Here is an 18,963-nt window from a genome sequence, read left to right on the forward strand (position 1 = left end):
GCCTTCCAAACAAAGCTCCGGTCGCGCTGCGGCCGGAGTTTTGCGTTTGGTTAACGGCTCCTCAGATTCCGGCGAAACCAGGCCCAGGTTTCGCGCGTCGTCTGGATGTAGCCGCGGCCGCGATAAACGATCTCGCCGTCGACGATCTCGTTCAGCTTCGGCAGCGCGTGAAACGGGATCGAGGGATAGGCGTGGTGCTCAACATGGTAGGGCATGTTCCACGCAAACCATTTGACCAACGCGGCGGTATAGGTGGTGCGGGTGTTCTGAAAAGCACTGCGAGTGCGCTCGCAGCCGGTATGCTCAGCATAGAGATAGGGCCGCAGGAACAACTGCCCGATAACAAGCGGGACGATCCAGACCCAGAGCAGCAGCCCTGACGAGAACCACAGCGAGAGCGCGAGCAGCAGGACATAGACCGCGACATAAACACGCGCCTCTCTCACAATGACGGCGCGCTTATTTTCGGGGATCCAGGGCACGGTGACCTTTCCGGTGACAGCATGGCCGAGCATCAGCCGAAGACGGCCGGCGACCTGGAGCAGGCCGCTATAGGCGATCGCGAGCTGCGTGTCGGAGGTCGGTTTCACGCCGACGATCAGCTCGGGATCCTTGTCCGGATCCTGGGTGTAGCGGTGATGGTCCCAGTGAAACAGGCAGTAATATTCGTAAGGCAATCCGATCAGGAAGGCTGAGAGATGACCGACGACGAGATTGAGGCTGCGGCTCCTGAACGCGGTCTTGTGCGCGGTCTCGTGCACCGCCATGAACAGGAAGGCGACGACATAGCCCTGCACCGCCATCAGCGGCAACGCCCAGAGCACGCCCCAGGTCGACGAAATCTTCCAGATCAGCGCGCCCACTAGCACGATCGCGCCATAATGCCCAAGGCTCTGCGCCGCGCCTCTGAGATCGGAGCGGGCCGACAATTCGCGCAGCATGGCCGGCGTCAGCGGCTTCAGGCGGTGGCCGGACTCTGAAACGGCTGTGTCGGTCATGATCGGTTGCCTGCCTGTTTGCCGAGTAGGTCCGCGATTTCGGCCTTGATGAAAGCCTGGTCGCGCGGATTGCCGACGGGGTTGCCGGCGCGATGGCCATGCAGCGACGGGATCGGATGCAGCACCGCGGATTTCGCGTTGACCAGCCGGCCAAGCTCGTCCTCGTTGTCGCGGACGTCGAAATAGCGGTCGGTCGCGCCCGGCATCAGCAGCATGTGCGCCTTGATCGCCGCCAGCGCGCGATTGAGATCGCCACCGAACGCCTCGCAGCGGCTGATGTCACCCCGCTGCCAGATGCCGATCTGCGCCAAGAGATCATTGGCGTCGCGCCGCGCAAACGTCGCGTCCCAGACGCGGACGAGATAATCCTCCAGCGAGGTGAAGCCGGCCTCGCGCCAGAGCTCGTCGCGATAGAAGCCGTGCGACATCGCCCAGCCGGCATAGACGCGCCCCATGGCGCGATAGCCGGCAACGGGCTTGTCTGCGAAGCGGCCGTCGCGGAAGGCGGGATCGGCGGTCAGCGCAGCCTTCACGCTCTCCAGGAAGACGTAGTTGTAGGGCGCGCAGCGGGCACTGCCGCAGACCACGGCTGCACGCTCGACCATATCAGGGTGCAGGGCCCCCCAGTGATAGGCCTGCATGCCACCCATCGACCAGCCATAGACGAGGGCCAGCTTTGAAATGCCGAAACGCTCGGTGAGGAGCCGATGCTGGACCGCAATCGCATCGTGATAGGTCACCTCGGGAAACGGCGCTCGGGTATTCGACGGCGAGGACGACAGGCCGTTGCCGAACAGGTTCGGGATGACGATGAAGTAGCGCGTGGGGTCGAGCACGCCGTCCGGGCCGATCAGCCACTCGGTGTCAAAATGCTGGGCGCTGAACGAGGTCGGATAGAGGATGACGTTGTCCTTTGCAGCGCTCAGCGTGCCGTAGGTCTTGTAGGCAAGCTTCAGCGAAGGGAAAACGGTCCCGGACTGGAGGACAACGTCGCCAGCCTCGAAGATCTCGTAGTGCGCCGTCATGAGCCGAACTCCCGCTCGCAGCCAAAGAATACGCCGCTGAGGCGGCGATGCATCGATCATGCCGAGCCCCGCCGACGCGCCGGCGCGCCACGTCAAATACTGTACATATAGTACAGAAATAAAGTCAAGATGAAGTGGACTCAACTTAAGCAGGCGTCGTCGAGGGCGGCAGCGACAACCGCCCACGTTAGCGAAATGAGACGAAGTGGTCCCAACACAACGGCTGGCCTTGACGAGACGGTAGCTCTCGCTAAGGTAGCGACATTTCCTGTGACACGCGAAAGGACTTTTCGTCCTCGGTGTCGTGTCCTCGTTGCCACCGCTTACTGCCCATATCGATTTTTGAAGAATTATGGATAGACTCTCATGACAGACATTGGGCCAGCAGGTGCGGCGCCCCAGGAGCAGGCCACTCCGCAGCAGGATTCCGCGACAACTGCAGAAAAGCTATTGATGCGTCGCATCGAACTTTCGGCGGCGCCCATTGGCCGTATGATCAACGTCATCAGCTTGATCGCCGGAATCATCGCCGTCGCGGTTATTGGTTCGGTCATCACCCTGGCGATCATCGGAAAGGACATACCGGATCAGCTATCCAACTGGGGCGGGATCATCCTTGGCTTCTATTTCGGCCAGTTCATCAACCTGGTTAAGGATTACATGGGCATCATCCAAGCCGGACAGGGCGGACCGCGCAGTGCATAGCATTCACCGGAGATGTATCGCCTCTTTCTTTGTTGCGCTGGCAGCCTGGGTCGCGGGATTCAATCCAACTCTGGCCCAAGATTGCCAGAGCGGCACGACGAGGGTTGCCCACCGCACCTTCTTTTCATCCGCTTACGCCGGAAGACTGGCAATTGCCGTCAATGCTGCAAGCAAAGAGAGAGCACGAGCCGCCGAAAGCTACTGCGTTCTGGACGAGCAGTATGGATCAATGGTGCAGGTAAGGCCCCGTTACGATCAAATCTATCTCGTCTTCAACAACCAACCCGTGGTTTCGCCCGAAAACGCAGAGACATCCTTTCTAGGCATCCAGGTCAAAAAGCAATCCGAGGATGGCATACCGTCCGTGACAATGCGACGAGAGGGTGAAAGTTGGGTCGATCGCCCGCTTGACCGAAGATACGCCACTCGACAGTTCACAAGGCGAGGCGATGACACCACTGTAGTAGCACAGGCGCACCAAAGGACGCAGATTGCCTCGACGAGGATCACATCTGATCTGCTGGCGGGATTTACGGATGCGGCCGAGCAGGACTTTGCTGGGCGGGTGAGTGGAAGTGTGCATGGCGCAGTGAAGCCAAGGGAGGGCATAGATATCAAACGAACATGGGATTACCGTGATCGAATGACGTTTGTCGGCGGTCAACTTCCCGGCAGTTCGCCTCCTTTCAACATAACAGCGATCTGGATTTCCTTTGCGCAGCGCTCGGCAGGCCAGGGAATATGGACGCCCGATAGAAGGGTCGTGACTGGGATCCGCCGCGGCGGCGCCAACGAGATGGACATCGAAATGTTCGGCTCCAATCCCGAAATTCCATCCTACCGCTATCTCGTAAAATTTGCGAACTGACCGCAATTTCCCGTCTTCTCAAATCTCCGATCCGCTCGCCGGCTCAGGCGATGGCGGCGATGTAGCGCTCCACCGACGCCGCGAAGGCGGCCTTGGCGCCGCCAGCGATGTTGCGGCCCCACCAGGCGCCATAGATGCGATCGAAGGCGAGCGGCTCGACGGCGGCCGCGATCCGCCGCACCGCGGCGGCATTGAGCGGCATGTAGTTGGGGTAGGAATACATGAAGCTGACGAAGCGGCGGTCCATCGTCACCTGGGCGATATCGCCGGTGAGCAGCGCGCCCCTGCCGTCCGCACCGCGCGCAGAGTGCAGCATGGTGGCGCCGGCGAAATGACCGCCGGTGCGCAGCAGCAGCACATCGTCTGAGATGCGGTGGCTTTCGCCGGTCCAGTGCACGATCGAGGGATGCAGCCGCGTGACGAAAGCGCGATCGTCGGCATGCAGATAGACCGGCACGCCGCCAAAGGTATCGCTCCAGTCTGCGACCGCGCCGTAGTAATGCGGATGCGAGATCGCGATCGCCTTCAGCCCGCCGAGTGCGGCGACGTACTGGATGGCTTCATCGGTCGCGAGCGGAATGCAATCCCACATCACGCAGCCGTCGCTCTGAGGCACCAGCAGCGCGCGCTGTCCGATCGCGAAGCTCGGCTCCAGGCCGATCCCGGTGAGACCAAGATCGTCGCGTCCCACCAGTCGGTGCCCCCGCGCGAGTTCCTCGCGCGTGAGAAAGGTCTGCCCTTTCCAGTTCACGAACTGCCGCTCGTCCTCGCAGATGACGCAGGAGGTCGGCGGATTTCCGCCGTTCGGGAATTGCGCGCCGCAGGTTTCGCAGGTCCAGAGAGGCATGACCAGAGCTCCATGGGAAGATCGCAGGATGACATTGCGACCGCGCTTTCGGCAAGATCGATGAGCGCAAGGAGACGACTGGAACCAACGCGGCGAGCGCCCGTTACGTTCAGGTCCACGCCGGAAGGATGGTCAAGAGGATCGCGACACACGAAGAGCATGTTTAGGTATCGATGACATCGCGGCCTCCCTCCTCGTCCCGTATCTGGCCTCTGTTTGCGCTCAACTTCTTCATGGCCGACATGCAGTCGGGCATCGGGCCGTTCGTCGGGGTCTTCCTCCAGGAACGCGGCTGGGCAACCGGGCTGATCGGCACCGCGATGACGATCGGCAATGTCGCGGGCATGCTGGTCACGACGCCGATCGGCGGCTTCATCGATTCCAGCCGCAACAAACGGCTATGGGTCGTCATTCCCGGCATCTGCGTCGTTCTCGCCTCCGCCATCATCCTGATCTCGCAAAACTTCTGGGCAGTGACGTTCTCGCAAGTGGCGCAATCGCTGGCGAGTGCCGCCATCGTGCCGGCGGTAACAGGCATCACGCTCGGCATCGCCAAGCAGAAGGGGTTCAACGCGCTCAACGGCCGCAATCAGGCCTTCAACCACGCCGGCAACATGATCGGCGCGGCATTGTCCGGCTATCTCGGCTACAGGTTCGGCTATGTCGCCGTGTTCGTGCTGGCGGCCGTGTTCGGCGCCATCGCGATCGCCTGCGTGATGATGATCCCCGCCAAAGCGATCGACGACCGTGCCGCACGCGGCAGCAAGGAGGACGACTCCAAGGCTCCGCCGGATGCGATGACGATGCTGCTCAAGCACAAGGCTCTGCTCGTGCTGGCACTCGCGCTCGCGGTCTTCCACCTCGGCAATGCCGCCATTGTACCGCTCTACGGGCTTGCGGCCGTGGCCGAGGGACAGGCCAACGGCCCGAGCTTCGTCGCGACCACCGTGGTGATCGCGCAAGGCGTCATGATCGTGACCTCGCTGATCGCGATGAAGGTCGCGAGCAAGCGCAACTATTGGCCGGTAATCCTGGTGTCCTTCATGTTCCTGCCAATCCGCGGCGTGCTGGCCTTCTTCGTGACGGGATGGTGGGGCGTCATACCGATGCAGGTGCTCGACGGTATCGGCACCGGTCTGCAGACGGTCGCCGTTCCCGGCATGGTCGCGCGAGCGCTGAACGGCAGCGGCCGCATCAATCTCGGCCAGGGCGCCGTGATTACGGTGCAGGGCATCGGCGCCAGCCTCAGTCCCGCGCTCGGCGGCTGGATCGCGCAATGGATCGGCTACGGGCCGACCTTCCTGCTGCTCGGCGGCTTCGGCCTCGCATCGATGGCGCTGTGGTTCGCGTTCGGGTCGACGGTGAAGAAGTATTGAGCTTCATCGCCGTGGCCGACCTCACGGCGTAAATTGCCGGTTCAGGCCGACCCTGAAGGTGTGAAGCTCGATGTCGCCGGCGGGCATGCTGCTCGCAGGGATAGACAAGGAGAGCTGGCGGCCAAGGTTGAGATACAGATACTCCGCCTTGAACGACCAGTGCGGCGCGAACGCCCATTCGCCGCCGCCGCCGACCGCATAGCCGATATTGTAGCCGCTTGCGGAGGCATGACCGTCCAGTGCGCCGGGAAAACCGGGAATCGGGAAATTATTGGTCAATCTGACATGAGAACTGTCGAGGCTTGCCTTGACGTGGGCCCAGGCGAGACCGCCCGTGGCATAGAGCAGCCAGTTGTTGCTGGCATAGCCGATACGTCCGCGCAGCGTACCGAGATAATCGATGTCCTGGGTCACCCTCACGGTGCCGGTGTAATTGTCGAAATCGCCGACCAGGAAAACGGGACGAAACGCATATGAGCCAGATGCCCGCCCGCCGATCCCGGCAGCGCTCACATCGGCTTCGACGCCGGCGACCAGATGCCCGCTCTGCCAGTTGTAGCCTGCCTGCAATCCGCCCAGCCAGCCGGACTGATCGACCCCCAGCGTGAACGACGCCGATGCCGTCGACGTGAGATTGTTCACGCCGGGAAACAGCGCCGGCAGCGCACCGGGATCGACCCTCGCGGCGTTGCCATCGCCGGTGCCATAGCCGGCGTGAACACCCGCATAGAAGCCCGTCCAGCTGAAGCCGACCGGCAGCGGCGCAGGCGGAGCCTTGAGCGAGATGTCGGCAGCCGTTGCATCAATGGCACAAGCCGCGCCAAGGCCAAGCGCCAGCAGAGCCGGTAGCAGATCGCGCACACGAGGTGTCATCCGGTCATTCCCTTCCAATCGGTCGATCACTCGCTCGCCACGATAGGCGGGAAGCGATCCGCGTTCGTGGCAGGGCGCGAACCGCCGAATGGACTGAGCTGAAACGCAGCGACAGCGGCTGCGCCTGTTGCGATCCGGGCACACCGGACTGCGGCACCTGGTCGCGGTCGCAGCGCGTCATCGCAAGTGGCTTATCACGCAATTTCCCGCTTTTGCCGTTGCGGAGCAGCAGCGTGACGATACAACCTGCCGTAATCGCCAACAGACCTGCCCTTCCCGATCGATGATCCAGCCTCAACTCTCCTTTGATGGCGACCCGAATGGCCCGGCCTATGAAAGATGGCGCGAGCAGTTTTGCCGTCAGGTGGCGAACGTCGATTTCGTGCCGGTCGGGGAAGGGCGAGTCCACCGGACCATTGCGCCGGCCATTCTTCCCCGCATCAGGCTCTCGGCCTCGTTCGGCTCGCCGATATCCTTCGTGTCGTTGGGGACGAACGACGAATTGGTGATTACGACGTCGCCCAATTCGGCGTTGAGCGGGACCATGGGAAAACGCCCGCTGGAGATCGCGGCGGGGGACGTCACAATTGGCGATCCCTCGATCAAAGGCGCCTACATCACTCAGACCGGGAACGGCAATTTTCGGACCGCGCTGCTGCCGCGCAAGGCGCTGCTACGCGTTTGCCCGAATGCCGAGGACCTGATTGCGCGGTCGATCCCCGGCGCCAATCCGATCACGTCGATGTACCTGCGATATTACGATCTCGCGCATGCTTATGCCGACAAACTCGCCCCCGCGGAACTCGACGCGGTCTCGCAGCACCTGTTCGACCTTTCGGTGCTGATGATCGGAGCGCGCGGCGATGTCGCCGAGCAGGCTCGAATGCGCGGCCTGGCGGCAGCGCGTCTCGAAACCCTCAAGTCCGACATCCTGGCGCAGCTTGACAGCCCCGCGCTGTCGCTCACCGTCCTTTCAGCCGCGCACCGGGTCAGCCCGCGCACGATCCAGCTGCTGTTCGAGCAGGCCGGCATCACCTATAGCGGCTTCGTGCTGGAGCAGCGCCTGCTGCGTGCCGAACGTCTCCTTCGAAATCCGAGCCTGCGCACACGCAAGATCATCGAGATCGCGCATCTCGCCGGTTTCCACGACGTCTCCTACTTCCATCGCGCGTTTCGCCGCCGGTTCGGACAGACGCCGGACGACGTCAGGAAGCTGGCCGGCGACGCCGGCTAGCGAACTCGATCACGACGCAGCCAAAAGCTGCCCGCCCTTACACGCCAAAATTCTTCTGGATCGCCTTGTCGAGCGTCTCGCCACCGACGAAGCGCTGGCGCAGCTCGCGCTTGAGCAGCTTGCCGCTGGGATTCTTCGGCAAGGCATCCACGAAGATGACGCGCTTGGGCACCTTGAAATGCGCCATCTGGCCGGCGCAGTGCTTGATGACGGCGTCCTCGTCCAGCTTTTCGCCGCTCTTGACCACGACGATGGCGGTGACCGCCTCGATCCAGCGCGGATCGGGCAGGCCGACGACGGCGACCTCGGAAACCGCCGGGATACGATATACCATCTCCTCGACCTCGCGGCTGGCGACATTCTCGCCGCCGGTCTTGATCATGTCCTTGACGCGGTCGACCACAGTGATGTGGCCCTCTTCGTCGACGGTGGCGAGATCCCCAGAGTGAAACCAGCCGCCGGTGAATGCTGCCGCAGTCTTCACGGGATCGTTGTAATAGCCGGACAATAGATGCGGCGAACGGTGCACGATCTCGCCGACCTCGCCGACCTCAACGTCTTCCATTGACGTGTTGACGACGCGCGTCTCGACATTGAGAACCGGCTTGCCCGCCGAGCCGGCCTTGCGCAGCTGGTCCTCCGGCCGCAGTACGGTCGCGAGCGGCGCGATTTCGGTCTGACCGTAGAAGTTCCAGAATTTTACGGCGGGCAGGCGGCGCTGAAGCTCGAGCAAAACTTCTACCGGCATGATCGAGGCGCCGTAATAGCCCTTCTGCAGGGACGACAGGTCGGACTTGTCGAAATTCGGCGAGCGCAGCATCGCGATCCAGATCGTCGGCGGCGCGAAGAACGACGTGATCTTGTGGGCCTGGATCAGGGCCAGGATGTTGTCGGCGGTCGGCTTGCCCGTGATGACGCCGGAGGCGCCGAGATAGATCTGCGGCCCGAGGAACACGTCCAACTGGGCGCAGTGATACAGCGGCAGCGCGTGCAGGAACTTGTCGTCCACGCTCATGCCGCCGTCGATGATACAGCTGACATACTGCCACATCACCGCTTCATGGGTCAGCATCGCACCCTTGGGCAGCGATTCGGTGCCTGAGGTGTAGACGATCTGCGCGAGATCGCGGCTATCGACCGAGGCTTCCAGGAACGAGCCGTCGGAATGAAGCAGGTCGTCGAAGGTGGTGAGGCCCGCCGGCGCCGACGCGGGATCCTCGCCCGGCAGCCAGATCATTTTTTCGACCGCGCAGTCTTTCGCGCTGGCGGCCTTCGCCGGCTCGACGAAATCGGGACCGGTCGCGAGCAATTTTGCCCCGGAGCTCTTCAGGATGAAATTAATCTCGTCCGGATTGAGCATGAAGTTGATCGGCACCAGAACCGCGCCGATCCGCGCCACCGCGAAGCGCAGCGCGGCGAAGGCGTGCGAATTGCGCGACAGCACGGCGAGGCGGTCGCCCTTCTTCACGCCGAGCCCGAGCAGACCGCGGCCGAGCCGGTTGCAGATCGCGTCCATCTCGGCAAAGGTCCAGCTCACATCCCCGCAGCTCACCGCGAGCTTGTTCGGATCGCGACCTGCCGAGCGGCGCAGGAGATCGCCGATGGAATGTTCGCGGGCCTTCGCGATGGTGGCTGCGGTCTCGGTCATGTGTCCCTCCGGGTGATGTCTTTGTTTGTTGGATTTCTTGCTTGATATCTTGCGTTATCTTCGCCGGGCCGCCTGCGCGTGCTCCATGTACATGTGCTCGACCGAGCGATCGAGCGAAGCAATCTTCTCGAAGCCGCGGCGCCAGTCCTGCAAATGCCGGCGCGTCCAGAGCACGCCGGCCTCGCGATCGCGGCGGCGGATCGCGTCGATGAGATGGCGGTGCGCCGCGACGAGACGCGGGCCGCCTTCGGCGACACCGGTCACGATCATCTCGGTGGTCGGATAGAACAGCTGCGCCGCGGGCTCGCGCGCGAGCTGGAGCACGCGGTTCTGCGAGGCTTTTGCGACCAGCACGTGGAATTCGGCGTCGCATTCGGCAAGCATCGCGGGACTGCCAACGGCGGCCTCGCTGCGCGCGAGATTGCCGGCGAGCTCGGCGAGGTTCTCCTCGCTCGCCCGTTCCACCGCGCCCTCGATGCTGGCGACCTCCAGCGTCATCGAGGCCTCATAGAGCTCGCGGAAGGTGACCTCGTGCAGGACCAGGGCGCGGCTGAGACGGCTTGCGAGCTTGCTGTAGCGCGGCAGGCAGGCGTGCAAGCGGCGCGAGGAATCGCGCCGGATCAGCCCGCCCTCCTCCAGCACACGGATGCCCTCGCGAATGGTCGAGCGATTGACGCCGAACTGGCGGACCAGATCGTGCTCGGTGCCGATGGGATCGCCGGGCTTGATGCGGCCATTGACGATCTCGCGCTCGATGGCGTCGGCGACCTTCTGATAGGCCGGCGCGACATCGATCGGTCGGAACAGCGGCGCGATGGGCAAACCGGCCTCCAATGGTGATTGTCGGACAAAGTATAGGCACCGACGTCGGGTGCGTCAAACTACGTCATTTATAACACCTACGGAGCAAATTGACTCCGCCGGAACCCCGCTCTAGCTTTGTCGGACAAAGGGACAGAATAGTCCCGCTCAAGAGGAAACGTATCCATGAGACCCATCGCAGCACTCGTGTCTGCGGCCGGCCTGCTGTCGGCTGCCCTGATCACCCCTGCCTCGGCCCAGCAGGCGCCGCTCAAGATCGGCGTGCTCTCCGACTTCTCCTCCGTCTATTCCGACATTGGCGGCATGGGGAATGTCGAGGCGACCAAAATGGCGATCGAGGATTTCGGCGGTCAGATGTTCGGCAAGCCGATCGACATGGTCTCGGCCGACGTGCTCAACAAGCCCGACGTCGCCTCCACCATCGCGCGCAAATGGTGGGAGACCGAAGGCGTCGACATGATCATCGACCTGCCGACGTCGGCCACCGCGCTGGCGGTGATGGAGCTGTCGAAGCAGTACGAGAAGATCATGATCGTGACGGATGCGGCCAGCTCCGACATCACCGGAAAATCCTGCTCGCCCTACACCGCGCACTGGACCTACGACACCTATGCCAACGCGCACACCGTCGGCAGCGCCATCGTCAAGAACGGCGGCGACACCTGGTTCTTCCTCACCGCAGACTACGTGTTCGGCCATTCGGTCGAGCGCGACACCGGCGATGTCGTGAAGGCCGCGGGTGGCAAGGTGCTGGGCAGCGTCAAGCACCCGCTCAACACCGCCGATTTTTCCTCGTTCCTGCTCCAGGCCCAGGCCTCCAAGGCCAAGATCATCGGCCTCGCCAACGGCGGCGGCGACACCATCAACGCGATCAAGCAGGCCGGCGAGTTCGGCATCGTCGCCGGCGGACAGAACCTGGCGGCGATCGTGATGTTCATCTCCGACGTGCACAGCCTCGGCTTGAAGCTCGCGCAAGGCCTGATCATCACCGAGGCCTATTACTGGGATCTCAACGACAAGACCCGCGCCTTCGGCAAGCGTTTCCTCGAGCGCGTCAAGCGCATGCCGACGATGAACCAGGCCGCGACCTACAGCGCAACACTGCACTATTTGAAGGCAGTGCAGGCCGCAGGCACGAAGGACACCAAGACCGTGATGGCGAAGATGCGCGAGTTGCCGGTGCGAGACGCCTTCACCGACAATGGCGTGCTGCGCGAGGACGGCCGCATGGTGCACAGCATGTACCTGTTCCAGGTGAAGAAGCCGGAGGAATCCAAGGGGCCGTGGGATTACTACAAGTTGCTCGCCGAGGTGCCCGCGGACCAGGCGTTTCGGCCTCTGAAGGATGGCGGCTGCCCGCTGGTGAAATAGGGCGTGCTGGATCGCGCCGATAGTAATCCGTTCAGCAAGCCTCGCTCGTCCGCTTGACCAATCTGGGCGGACGAGCGGCGGCGATGGCGCGCAGCCCAAAATGGAGGCAAGAACGCTACGCGCCGCCGTCTGATCTGCATCAAGTTGCGGTGCAAAATTTCGCTGCAGTGTTGAGCCCGCCTTTCCGCGCCATCAGCGGCCGGGCGTTCGTGTCTCAACAGTGGGCGCCGCCTCACGGCGTTTTGATCAAATGAACTTCACTTCGGGTCGCGTCATCGCCGCGATCGCCGTCCTCGTTGCTGGCGGCGGCTATTACTATTGGCAGCATCGCGATACCAACACGCTGCCGGCAGGCTTCGCCCGCGGCAACGGCCGCATCGAGGCGGTCGAGATCGACATCGCGACCAAGACGCCGGGCCGGATTCGCGAGATCCTGGTCAACGAAGGCGACTTCGTGCGCGCGGGCCAGATTCTGGCGCGCATGGACACCGAGCAATTGCAGGCCCAGCGCCGCCAGGCCGAGGCGCAGCTGCAGCGCGCATCGATCAACGTCGAGACCGCCAAGAGCCTGGTGAACCAGCGCGAGGCTGAGCGCAGGGCTGCCGAAGCCGTGGTCGACCAGCGCATCGCCCAGCTCGACACCACGAGCCGCAAGCTCGATCGTTCCGAACAATTGATCAGAACCAGTGCGGTATCGCAGCAGGTGCTGGACGACGACCGCTCCGCCAACGCCACGGCCAAGGCGGCGCTCGCCGCGTCCCACGCTCAGGTCGCCGCATCCGAGGCCGCGATCAGCTCCTCCCGCGCCATGGTGATCGACGCCGGCGCTTCGGTCGACGCCGCGAAGGCCGCGATCGAAAGCATCAATGCCGACCTCAACGACAGCGTGCTGAAGGCGCCGCGCGACGGCCGCGTACAGTATCGCGTGTCGCAGCCCGGCGAGGTGCTCGCCGCCGGCGGCCGCGTCCTCAACATGGTCGATCTCGGCGACGTCTACATGACGTTCTTCCTGCCGACGGCCGATGCCGGGCGCGTCGCGATGGGCGCCGAGGTCCGCCTCGTGCTCGACGCCATCCCACAATATGTGATCCCCGCCAAGGCCACCTTCGTCGCCGACGTCGCGCAATTCACGCCCAAGACCGTCGAGACCGAGGAGGAGCGTCAGAAGCTGATGTTCCGCATCAAGGCGCATATCGCGCCGGAGCTGCTGCGCCAGCACATCGAGCATGTGAAGACCGGCCTGCCCGGCATGGCGTATGTGCAGCTCGATCCGGCCGCGCAATGGCCTGACAATCTCAAGATCAAGCTGACCCGATGAGCGCGACTGTCACAGCCGATGCATCGGCTGCCGCCGGCAGCGTGGTGCATCTGGAAGGCGTGGGCCTGAGCTATGGCAAGGCCCGGGCGCTCGATGCCATCACGCTCGACCTGCCGTCCGGCTGCATGGTCGGACTGATCGGCCCCGACGGCGTCGGCAAATCGAGCCTGCTCTCGCTGATCGCCGGGGCCCGCGCGATCCAGCAGGGGCGCATCAACGTCCTCGGCGGCGATATGGCGAGTTCGCGCCATCGCCGCAACGTGTGCCCCGACATCGCCTACATGCCGCAGGGCCTCGGCAAGAATCTGTATCCGACACTGTCGGTGTTCGAGAACATCGACTTCTTCGGCCGCCTGTTCGGACACGACAAGGCCGAAAGGCACCGGCGGATCGCCGGCCTGCTGCGCGACACCGGGCTCACGCCTTTCGCCGACCGGCCGGCGGCAAAACTCTCCGGCGGCATGAAGCAGAAGGTCGGCCTGTGCTGCGCCCTGATCCACGATCCCGAGCTCTTGATCCTGGACGAGCCGACCACCGGCGTCGATCCGCTGTCGCGCCGCCAGTTCTGGGAATTGATCACCTCGATCCGCGACGGCCGGCCCGGCATGAGCGTGATCGTATCGACCGCCTACATGGAAGAGGCCGCGCAGTTCGACTTCCTGATTGCGATGAATGCCGGCCGCGTGCTGGCGACCGGAACGCCTGCCGAGCTGAAGCGGCAGACCGGAGCGGATACGCTCGATGACGCCTTCATTCGTCTTTTGCCTGAGGCGGATCGCAGCAACTACACCAATGTCGTCATCCCGCCGCGCGCCGAGGACCAGGACGAGATAGCGATCGAGGCCGACCACCTGACCCGACGGTTCAACGGCTTCGTCGCCGTCGACGACGTCAGCTTCCGCATCAGGAAGGGCGAGATCTTCGGCTTTCTCGGCTCGAACGGGTGCGGCAAGACCACGACTATGAAGATGCTCACCGGCCTCCTGCCCGTAAGCGAAGGCACCGCGCGGCTGTTCGGCAAGACCATCGATGCCGGCGACATGTCGGTGCGGCGGCGCATCGGCTACATGTCGCAGGGCTTCTCGCTCTACTCGGAGCTCACGGTCGCGCAAAATCTCGACCTGCATGCGCGGCTGTTCGAGCTGCCGGCGGACACCGTCGCCGCGCGCATCGACGAGATGATCGGCCGGTTCGACCTCGCCGACGTCGCCAATTCGCTGCCCGATGCGCTGCCGCTCGGGCTGCGGCAGCGATTGTCGCTGGCGGTGGCCATGATCCATGCGCCCGACATCCTCATCCTCGACGAGCCGACCTCCGGCGTGGACCCGGTCGCCCGCGACCGCTTCTGGCAGATCCTCGCCGAGCTCTCCCGCAAGGACAACGTCACCATCTTCGTCTCGACCCATTTCATGAACGAGGCCGAGCGCTGCGACCGGGTCTCGCTGATGCATGCGGGCAAGGTGCTGACGTCGGACACCCCCGCCGCGATCGTGGCCGCGCGCGGCACCGCGACGCTGGAGCAGGCCTTCATCGCCTGCCTGGAGCAGGCGATCGCGGATACGGCGGAGCCGGCCGGCCAGCCTGGGATCGCATCGCCCCTACCGGCCGCGACAGCGGAGCCGCCGCGCAGGCGCGGCGCGACGTTCAATCCGACCCGCATGCTCGCCTATTCCCGGCGCGAGGCGCTCGAGCTGCGGCGCGATCCGATCCGTGCCACGCTCGCGATCCTCGGCAGCGTGCTGCTGCTGTTCGTGCTCGGCTACGGCATCAGCATGGACGTCGAGAACCTGACCTTCGCCGTGCTCGACCGCGACGACAGCGCGATCAGCCGCGACTACAGCCTCCAGATCGCGGGCTCGCGTTACTTTACCGAAAAATCCCCCATCACCGATTACGCCGATCTCGACCGCCGCATGCGCGCCGGCGAGATCGGCCTCGCCATCGAGCTTCCGCCGGGCTTCGGCCGCGACGTCAGCCGCGGCCGCCATGTCGAGGTCGGCGCCTGGGTCGACGGCGCCAATCCGACGCGTGCCGAGACGCTGCGCTCCTACGCCCAGGCAATCCACGCCACCTGGCTCGCGCAAAAGGGCCGCGAGCTCTATGGCGAGGCGGCGATTGCCGGCGCCTACCAGCTCCAGCTGCGCTACCGCTACAATCCCGATGTCATCAGCGTCGTCGCCATGGCGCCGGGCATCATTCCGCTGCTGCTGATCATGATTCCGGCCGTGCTCGCCGCGCTCGCCGTCGTGCGCGAGAAGGAGCTCGGCTCGATCGTCAATTTCTACGTGACGCCGGTGACGCGGCTTGAATTCCTGCTCGGCACGCAGCTGCCCTATGTCGTGCTGGCGTTCGGAAACTTCCTCCTCCTCGTCGGCTTTGCCCTCGTGGTCTTTCGCGTCCCCTTCACCGGGAGCTTTCCGACCTACGCGCTCGCCGCGCTGCTCTACGTCACGGCGACGACCGGCATGGGGCTGGTGATCTCGGCCTTCATGAACAGCCAGATCGCGGCCCTGTTCGGCACGGTGCTGGTCACGCTGATCCCGGCCATCCAGTATTCCGGGCTGATCGACCCGGTGTCGTCGCTGCAGGGGGCCGGCGCGCTGATTGGGCGGCTCTATCCCACCACCTATTTCGTCACGATCTCGCGCGGCACCTTCTCCAAGGGGCTGGCGTTCGACACCCTCAACGACGATCTGCTGGCGCTCGCGATCATGGTCCCCGTCGTGGTGATTGCCGGCGCGATGCTGCTGAAGAAACAGGCCCGCTGACCATGCGCTTCGACAATGTATTTCAGCTCGGCATCAAGGAATTGCGCGGCCTGGTGCGTGACCCCATGCTGCTCGTGCTCATCGTCTATTCCTTCACGCTGGCGGTCTATGCCGGCGCGAAGGCGCTGCCGGAAACGTTGAACCGCGCCGCGATCGCGGTCATCGACGAAGACCATTCGCCGATCTCGACCCGCATCGAGATGGCGTTCACGGCGCCCTATTTCTCCGCGCCGCGCCTGATCTCGCAATACGAGATGGACCGGAGGATGGACGCCGGCCTCGATACCTTCGCGCTGGACATCCCGCCCGACTTCCAGCGCGACCTGCTGGCGCGCAAATCGCCCACGATCCAGCTCAACGTCGATGCGACGCGCATCTCGCAGGCGTTCAACGGCGGCGGCTATATCGAGCAAATCGTCAGCGCGGAGGTCGCGGAGTTCCTGGCGCATACGCGCAATGCCCAGACCGTGCCGATCGAGCTGGCACTGCGGGCGCGGTTCAATCCGGAGCTGAAGAAATCCTGGTTCGGCGCCATCGACCACGTGATCACCTCGATCACGATGCTCTCGATCATCCTGACCGGCGCGGCGCTGATCCGCGAGCGCGAGCACGGCACGATCGAGCACCTGCTGGTGATGCCGGTCACGCCATTGGAGATCATGGTGAGCAAGGTCTGGTCGATGGGCGCCGTGGTGCTGATCGCCTCCGCGCTGTCGATCGCCTTCGTCGTCAAGGGATGGCTGCAGGTCACGATCGACGGCTCGCTGGCGCTGTTCCTCGTCGGCGCCGCGCTGCAGCTGTTCGCCACCACCAGCATGGGCATCTTTCTTGCCACCGTCGCCGGATCGATGCCGCAGTTCGGACTGCTGCTGATCATGATCCTGCTGCCGCTGCAGACCCTGTCGGGCAGCATGACGCCGCGCGAGAGCATGCCGCAATTCGTCCAGGACATCATGCTGGCGGCACCCAACACGCATTTCGTGATGCTCGCCCAGGCGATCCTGTTCCGCGGCGCGGGCCTTGAGGCGGTGTGGCCGCAGCTGGTCGCGCTCGCCGTCATCGGCGGCGTCTTCTTCGTGATCGCGCTGCGGCGCTTCCGTGCGTTTCTGGCTTAGGCCGTAGCTTTAGAGCTTATGCCCCTTCTGGCGCAGCGCCTCGATCAGGCGTTGCTTCAGTTCGTCGGCGGCCTTCTGGCTGACGTCCTGGCCGATCTGCGCACTCGCCTGCGCCAGCGCATCCGACTTCTCCAAAAACTTCTTGCCGGCCGGCTGGGCATAGAACGCCTCGATCTGGCGCAGCTCGTCCACCGTGAAGCTTTGGGCATAGAACGCCGCGATCTGCTCGACCATGGACGCAACGAACGGAGCATAGATCTCGGAGCCGGGTGCCGTCACCGCATCGTAGTCGCGCTCGATCTCCGGCCTGTCCTGCGCGACCACGGGCCGGAGCTTGAGCAGGAGCTGCGGCAGCAATGCGCGGTACTGATCGGCGATCTTCAAGGTGACGACGAGCTTGCGCGCCGCGCTCATCGCCTCCGGCGACGGCGCCTGCGCCGCTGCACCGCAAACGAGAAACAGGAGAGCGCCGGCGATCGTCAACAAACGTTTGGACATTGGGCTCTCCAGGAAATGCGGACGATGCTTCAGCGGCTCGCGGGAGCCGCGCCGGCGGTCGCGGCCTGCGCGCTCTCGACCATCTCCGGCTCCTCGACCTCCGTCACCTTCACGAACAGGTTCGGCACGCGCTCGGCGCGGTTGAGCAGCCAGGCCGCGCCGACCATGATGACGATGCCGACGATGGAGACGGCGAACTGCTCCCAGACGCCCTTGGTGTATTGCGTCAGGATCCAGTGCGCCGAGAACGACAGGAACACACCGAGACAGAAGATCGGCAGCGAATGCTGGCCGCAGAGGATCACGGGGCGCAGCCAGACCCCATGCAGCGCCCGCCATTTGCGCGAGAGGAAGTGGGTGACCCAGATTGCCAATGCCAGGAAATGCGTGAAGCGCAGCATGTCGAGGTCGGTCTTGTCGATCGGGTAGATCGCCTTGATCATCCATTTCGGGATCAGCGCCTCGAGCGCGTGGACGTGCCAGGTCATCACGATCAGCAGCGCGAACACCAGCCAGGCCGCGGCCAGACCCATCGCCGCCCTCGACCACACCCATCTGGCGACCTTGTCGATCTGGCCGACGCCGCACCAGGCCGCGAACACGAACATCAACTGCCAGCAGAACGGATTGAAGTACCAGGTCGTGCCGGGCGGGTAGGAAGCGATGTTCCAGTTGAACCAGCGCGCCAGCACGTAGAGCACGACCGAGGCGGCGAGCGTCAGGTTCGGCCGGCGCACCAGGCACCAGACGATGAAGGGCGAAGCCACCACCAGCGTGATGTAGAGCGGCAGCACGTCGAGATTGACCGGCTTGTATTTCAGCACGATCGCCTGCCCGATCAGTTCGTCCGGATGCGCCAGGAAGTTGAACACGTTGAACTCGTGCTGGTACATCGGATTGTCGAAGCGACGCGCGGTGCGGGCGATCTGCGCGGTGAACAGCAGGAACAGCATGATGTGCGCGACATACAACTCGGCCGCACGCCGCCACAGCCGCTTCGCCGCGGCGAGAAACCAGCCGCCGGCGACGATCGGCCCGTAGATCCAGCCGACCAGATAGCCGGAGATGAAGACGAAGAACTCGGCGGCGTCGCTGAAGCCGTAATTGCGCAGCGTCAGCCAGGCCACGACGTCGTGCGGGATGTGATCGAGGAAGATCATCCACAGGCCGATGCCGCGGAAGAGATCGAGCCTGAGGTCGCGCTCGACCGGCGCCAACAAAGCTGACTGGTCCCGTGTGATCATGGCCCCGCCTCATCCGGTAGGCGTCGCGCCATCGCGGCGCCGGCAAAATGCGATGCTAAAAAATCGAGATCAAAAGTCACCTGGCCCTGCGGCTAGTCACCGACGGTAGCCCACCTTGGCGTCGGTGCAAGGGGCTTTGTCACTGCGGTGAGCGGGGCTGCCTCTCGCAGCCGTCCGGAGGCGGCGCCCGACCAATTATGTCGAAAACAACCCCATGCACAGTAGCTAACCCCTTGTGCTACCTATGAGATTC

General features: G+C 63.9%; 17 protein-coding genes. 8 read left to right on the forward strand and 9 right to left on the reverse strand.

Going from position 1 to position 18,963, the window contains the following annotated elements; genetic code table 11:
• Positions 1-50: 50 nt before the first annotated feature.
• Both RAD10_RS00195 and RAD10_RS00200 read right to left on the reverse strand, forming a co-directional pair.
• Entirely contained in the window at positions 51-998 is a 948-nt protein-coding gene (locus RAD10_RS00195; protein ID WP_461615850.1) for a fatty acid desaturase family protein, read from the reverse strand.
• The gene (locus RAD10_RS00200; RefSeq protein ID WP_461615851.1) at positions 995-2,023 is read right to left on the reverse strand and encodes an alpha/beta fold hydrolase; all 1,029 of its coding nucleotides are present in this window, start codon (positions 2,021-2,023) and stop codon (positions 995-997) included. Before RAD10_RS00200 ends, RAD10_RS00195 begins: the two co-directional genes overlap by 4 nt.
• A gap of 366 nt (positions 2,024-2,389) precedes the next feature.
• Here RAD10_RS00200 and RAD10_RS00205 point away from each other — a divergent pair, with 366 nt between their 5' ends.
• Both RAD10_RS00205 and RAD10_RS00210 read left to right on the forward strand, forming a co-directional pair.
• The gene (locus tag RAD10_RS00205; protein ID WP_461615852.1) at positions 2,390-2,728 is read left to right on the forward strand and encodes a hypothetical protein; all 339 of its coding nucleotides are present in this window, start codon (positions 2,390-2,392) and stop codon (positions 2,726-2,728) included.
• Complete coding sequence (locus RAD10_RS00210; RefSeq protein WP_461615853.1) at positions 2,721-3,596, forward strand: hypothetical protein; 876 nt, start codon at positions 2,721-2,723, stop codon at positions 3,594-3,596. Before RAD10_RS00205 ends, RAD10_RS00210 begins: the two co-directional genes overlap by 8 nt.
• A 43-nt stretch (positions 3,597-3,639) precedes the next feature.
• Here RAD10_RS00210 and RAD10_RS00215 read toward each other — a convergent pair whose 3' ends face one another.
• Positions 3,640-4,443 (reverse strand): MBL fold metallo-hydrolase, encoded by an 804-nt coding sequence (locus RAD10_RS00215; protein WP_461615854.1) that lies wholly within the window; start codon positions 4,441-4,443, stop codon positions 3,640-3,642.
• Positions 4,444-4,616: 173 nt separating this feature from the next.
• On the opposite strand from RAD10_RS00215, the gene RAD10_RS00220 reads away from it, so the two are divergent.
• Positions 4,617-5,819: an MFS transporter gene (locus tag RAD10_RS00220; protein ID WP_461615855.1), complete on the forward strand. Its 1,203-nt coding sequence runs from the start codon at positions 4,617-4,619 to the stop codon at positions 5,817-5,819.
• Positions 5,820-5,840: 21 nt separating this feature from the next.
• On the opposite strand, the gene RAD10_RS00225 is transcribed toward RAD10_RS00220, so the two are convergent.
• Both RAD10_RS00225 and RAD10_RS00230 read right to left on the reverse strand, forming a co-directional pair.
• Positions 5,841-6,692 carry an outer membrane protein gene (locus tag RAD10_RS00225; protein WP_461615856.1) on the reverse strand — a complete coding sequence of 284 codons (852 nt, stop codon included), beginning with the start codon at positions 6,690-6,692 and terminating at the stop codon, positions 5,841-5,843.
• A 360-nt stretch (positions 6,693-7,052) separates the two neighbouring features.
• Positions 7,053-7,238 carry a hypothetical protein gene (locus RAD10_RS00230; protein ID WP_245324723.1) on the reverse strand — a complete coding sequence of 62 codons (186 nt, stop codon included), beginning with the start codon at positions 7,236-7,238 and terminating at the stop codon, positions 7,053-7,055.
• Between RAD10_RS00230 and RAD10_RS00235 the strand changes: the two genes are divergently transcribed.
• The gene (locus RAD10_RS00235; RefSeq protein ID WP_461615857.1) at positions 7,237-7,926 is read left to right on the forward strand and encodes an AraC family transcriptional regulator; all 690 of its coding nucleotides are present in this window, start codon (positions 7,237-7,239) and stop codon (positions 7,924-7,926) included. The genes RAD10_RS00230 and RAD10_RS00235 overlap by 2 nt on opposite strands.
• 37 nt (positions 7,927-7,963) lie before the next feature.
• Here the strand turns inward: RAD10_RS00235 and RAD10_RS00240 are convergent, their stop codons facing one another.
• Complete coding sequence (locus tag RAD10_RS00240) at positions 7,964-9,574, reverse strand: acyl-CoA synthetase (protein WP_461615858.1); 1,611 nt, start codon at positions 9,572-9,574, stop codon at positions 7,964-7,966.
• Between the two features lie 54 nt (positions 9,575-9,628).
• The gene (locus RAD10_RS00245; RefSeq protein WP_461615859.1) at positions 9,629-10,396 is read right to left on the reverse strand and encodes a FadR/GntR family transcriptional regulator; all 768 of its coding nucleotides are present in this window, start codon (positions 10,394-10,396) and stop codon (positions 9,629-9,631) included.
• 165 nt (positions 10,397-10,561) lie between these two features.
• Between RAD10_RS00245 and RAD10_RS00250 the strand changes: the two genes are divergently transcribed.
• The 4 genes from RAD10_RS00250 to RAD10_RS00265 all read left to right on the forward strand — a co-directional run bounded on the left by RAD10_RS00250 (position 10,562) and on the right by RAD10_RS00265 (position 16,968).
• Positions 10,562-11,767 (forward strand): ABC transporter substrate-binding protein, encoded by a 1,206-nt coding sequence (locus tag RAD10_RS00250; RefSeq protein ID WP_461615860.1) that lies wholly within the window; start codon positions 10,562-10,564, stop codon positions 11,765-11,767.
• Between the two features lie 250 nt (positions 11,768-12,017).
• Positions 12,018-13,085, forward strand: a complete 1,068-nt coding sequence (locus tag RAD10_RS00255) for an HlyD family secretion protein (protein ID WP_461615861.1) — start codon at positions 12,018-12,020, stop codon at positions 13,083-13,085.
• A complete protein-coding gene (rbbA, locus tag RAD10_RS00260) occupies positions 13,082-15,853 on the forward strand; it encodes a ribosome-associated ATPase/putative transporter RbbA (RefSeq protein ID WP_461615862.1) in 2,772 nt (923 codons plus the stop codon). Before RAD10_RS00255 ends, rbbA begins: the two co-directional genes overlap by 4 nt.
• A 2-nt stretch (positions 15,854-15,855) precedes the next feature.
• Positions 15,856-16,968, forward strand: a complete 1,113-nt coding sequence (locus RAD10_RS00265; protein ID WP_461615863.1) for an ABC transporter permease — start codon at positions 15,856-15,858, stop codon at positions 16,966-16,968.
• Between the two features lie 9 nt (positions 16,969-16,977).
• Here RAD10_RS00265 and RAD10_RS00270 read toward each other — a convergent pair whose 3' ends face one another.
• Together RAD10_RS00270 and RAD10_RS00275 are read right to left on the reverse strand one after the other, a co-directional pair.
• Positions 16,978-17,466, reverse strand: a complete 489-nt coding sequence (locus tag RAD10_RS00270) for a DUF2059 domain-containing protein (protein WP_461615864.1) — start codon at positions 17,464-17,466, stop codon at positions 16,978-16,980.
• A 29-nt stretch (positions 17,467-17,495) separates the two neighbouring features.
• Positions 17,496-18,710 carry an OpgC domain-containing protein gene (locus RAD10_RS00275; protein ID WP_461615865.1) on the reverse strand — a complete coding sequence of 405 codons (1,215 nt, stop codon included), beginning with the start codon at positions 18,708-18,710 and terminating at the stop codon, positions 17,496-17,498.
• Positions 18,711-18,963 lie beyond the last annotated feature (253 nt).

The sequence above is a fragment of the Bradyrhizobium sp. 23AC genome (assembly GCF_054863025.1).

Excerpts from the sequence above, each read along its gene's own strand:
- RAD10_RS00195 (WP_461615850.1), bottom strand. The coding sequence starts at position 998 with ATGACCGACACAGCCGTTTCAGAGTCCGGCCACCGCCTGAAGCCGCTG.
- RAD10_RS00200 (WP_461615851.1), bottom strand. The coding sequence starts at position 2,023 with ATGACGGCGCACTACGAGATCTTCGAGGCTGGCGACGTTGTCCTCCAG.
- RAD10_RS00205 (WP_461615852.1), top strand. The coding sequence starts at position 2,390 with ATGACAGACATTGGGCCAGCAGGTGCGGCGCCCCAGGAGCAGGCCACT.
- RAD10_RS00215 (WP_461615854.1), bottom strand. The coding sequence starts at position 4,443 with ATGCCTCTCTGGACCTGCGAAACCTGCGGCGCGCAATTCCCGAACGGC.
- RAD10_RS00220 (WP_461615855.1), top strand. The coding sequence starts at position 4,617 with ATGACATCGCGGCCTCCCTCCTCGTCCCGTATCTGGCCTCTGTTTGCG.
- RAD10_RS00225 (WP_461615856.1), bottom strand. The coding sequence starts at position 6,692 with ATGACACCTCGTGTGCGCGATCTGCTACCGGCTCTGCTGGCGCTTGGC.
- RAD10_RS00235 (WP_461615857.1), top strand. The coding sequence starts at position 7,237 with ATGGGAAAACGCCCGCTGGAGATCGCGGCGGGGGACGTCACAATTGGC.
- RAD10_RS00230 (WP_245324723.1), bottom strand. The coding sequence starts at position 7,238 with ATGGTCCCGCTCAACGCCGAATTGGGCGACGTCGTAATCACCAATTCG.
- RAD10_RS00240 (WP_461615858.1), bottom strand. The coding sequence starts at position 9,574 with ATGACCGAGACCGCAGCCACCATCGCGAAGGCCCGCGAACATTCCATC.
- RAD10_RS00250 (WP_461615860.1), top strand. The coding sequence starts at position 10,562 with ATGAGACCCATCGCAGCACTCGTGTCTGCGGCCGGCCTGCTGTCGGCT.
- RAD10_RS00255 (WP_461615861.1), top strand. The coding sequence starts at position 12,018 with ATGAACTTCACTTCGGGTCGCGTCATCGCCGCGATCGCCGTCCTCGTT.
- rbbA (WP_461615862.1), top strand. The coding sequence starts at position 13,082 with ATGAGCGCGACTGTCACAGCCGATGCATCGGCTGCCGCCGGCAGCGTG.
- RAD10_RS00265 (WP_461615863.1), top strand. The coding sequence starts at position 15,856 with ATGCGCTTCGACAATGTATTTCAGCTCGGCATCAAGGAATTGCGCGGC.
- RAD10_RS00270 (WP_461615864.1), bottom strand. The coding sequence starts at position 17,466 with ATGTCCAAACGTTTGTTGACGATCGCCGGCGCTCTCCTGTTTCTCGTT.
- RAD10_RS00275 (WP_461615865.1), bottom strand. The coding sequence starts at position 18,710 with ATGATCACACGGGACCAGTCAGCTTTGTTGGCGCCGGTCGAGCGCGAC.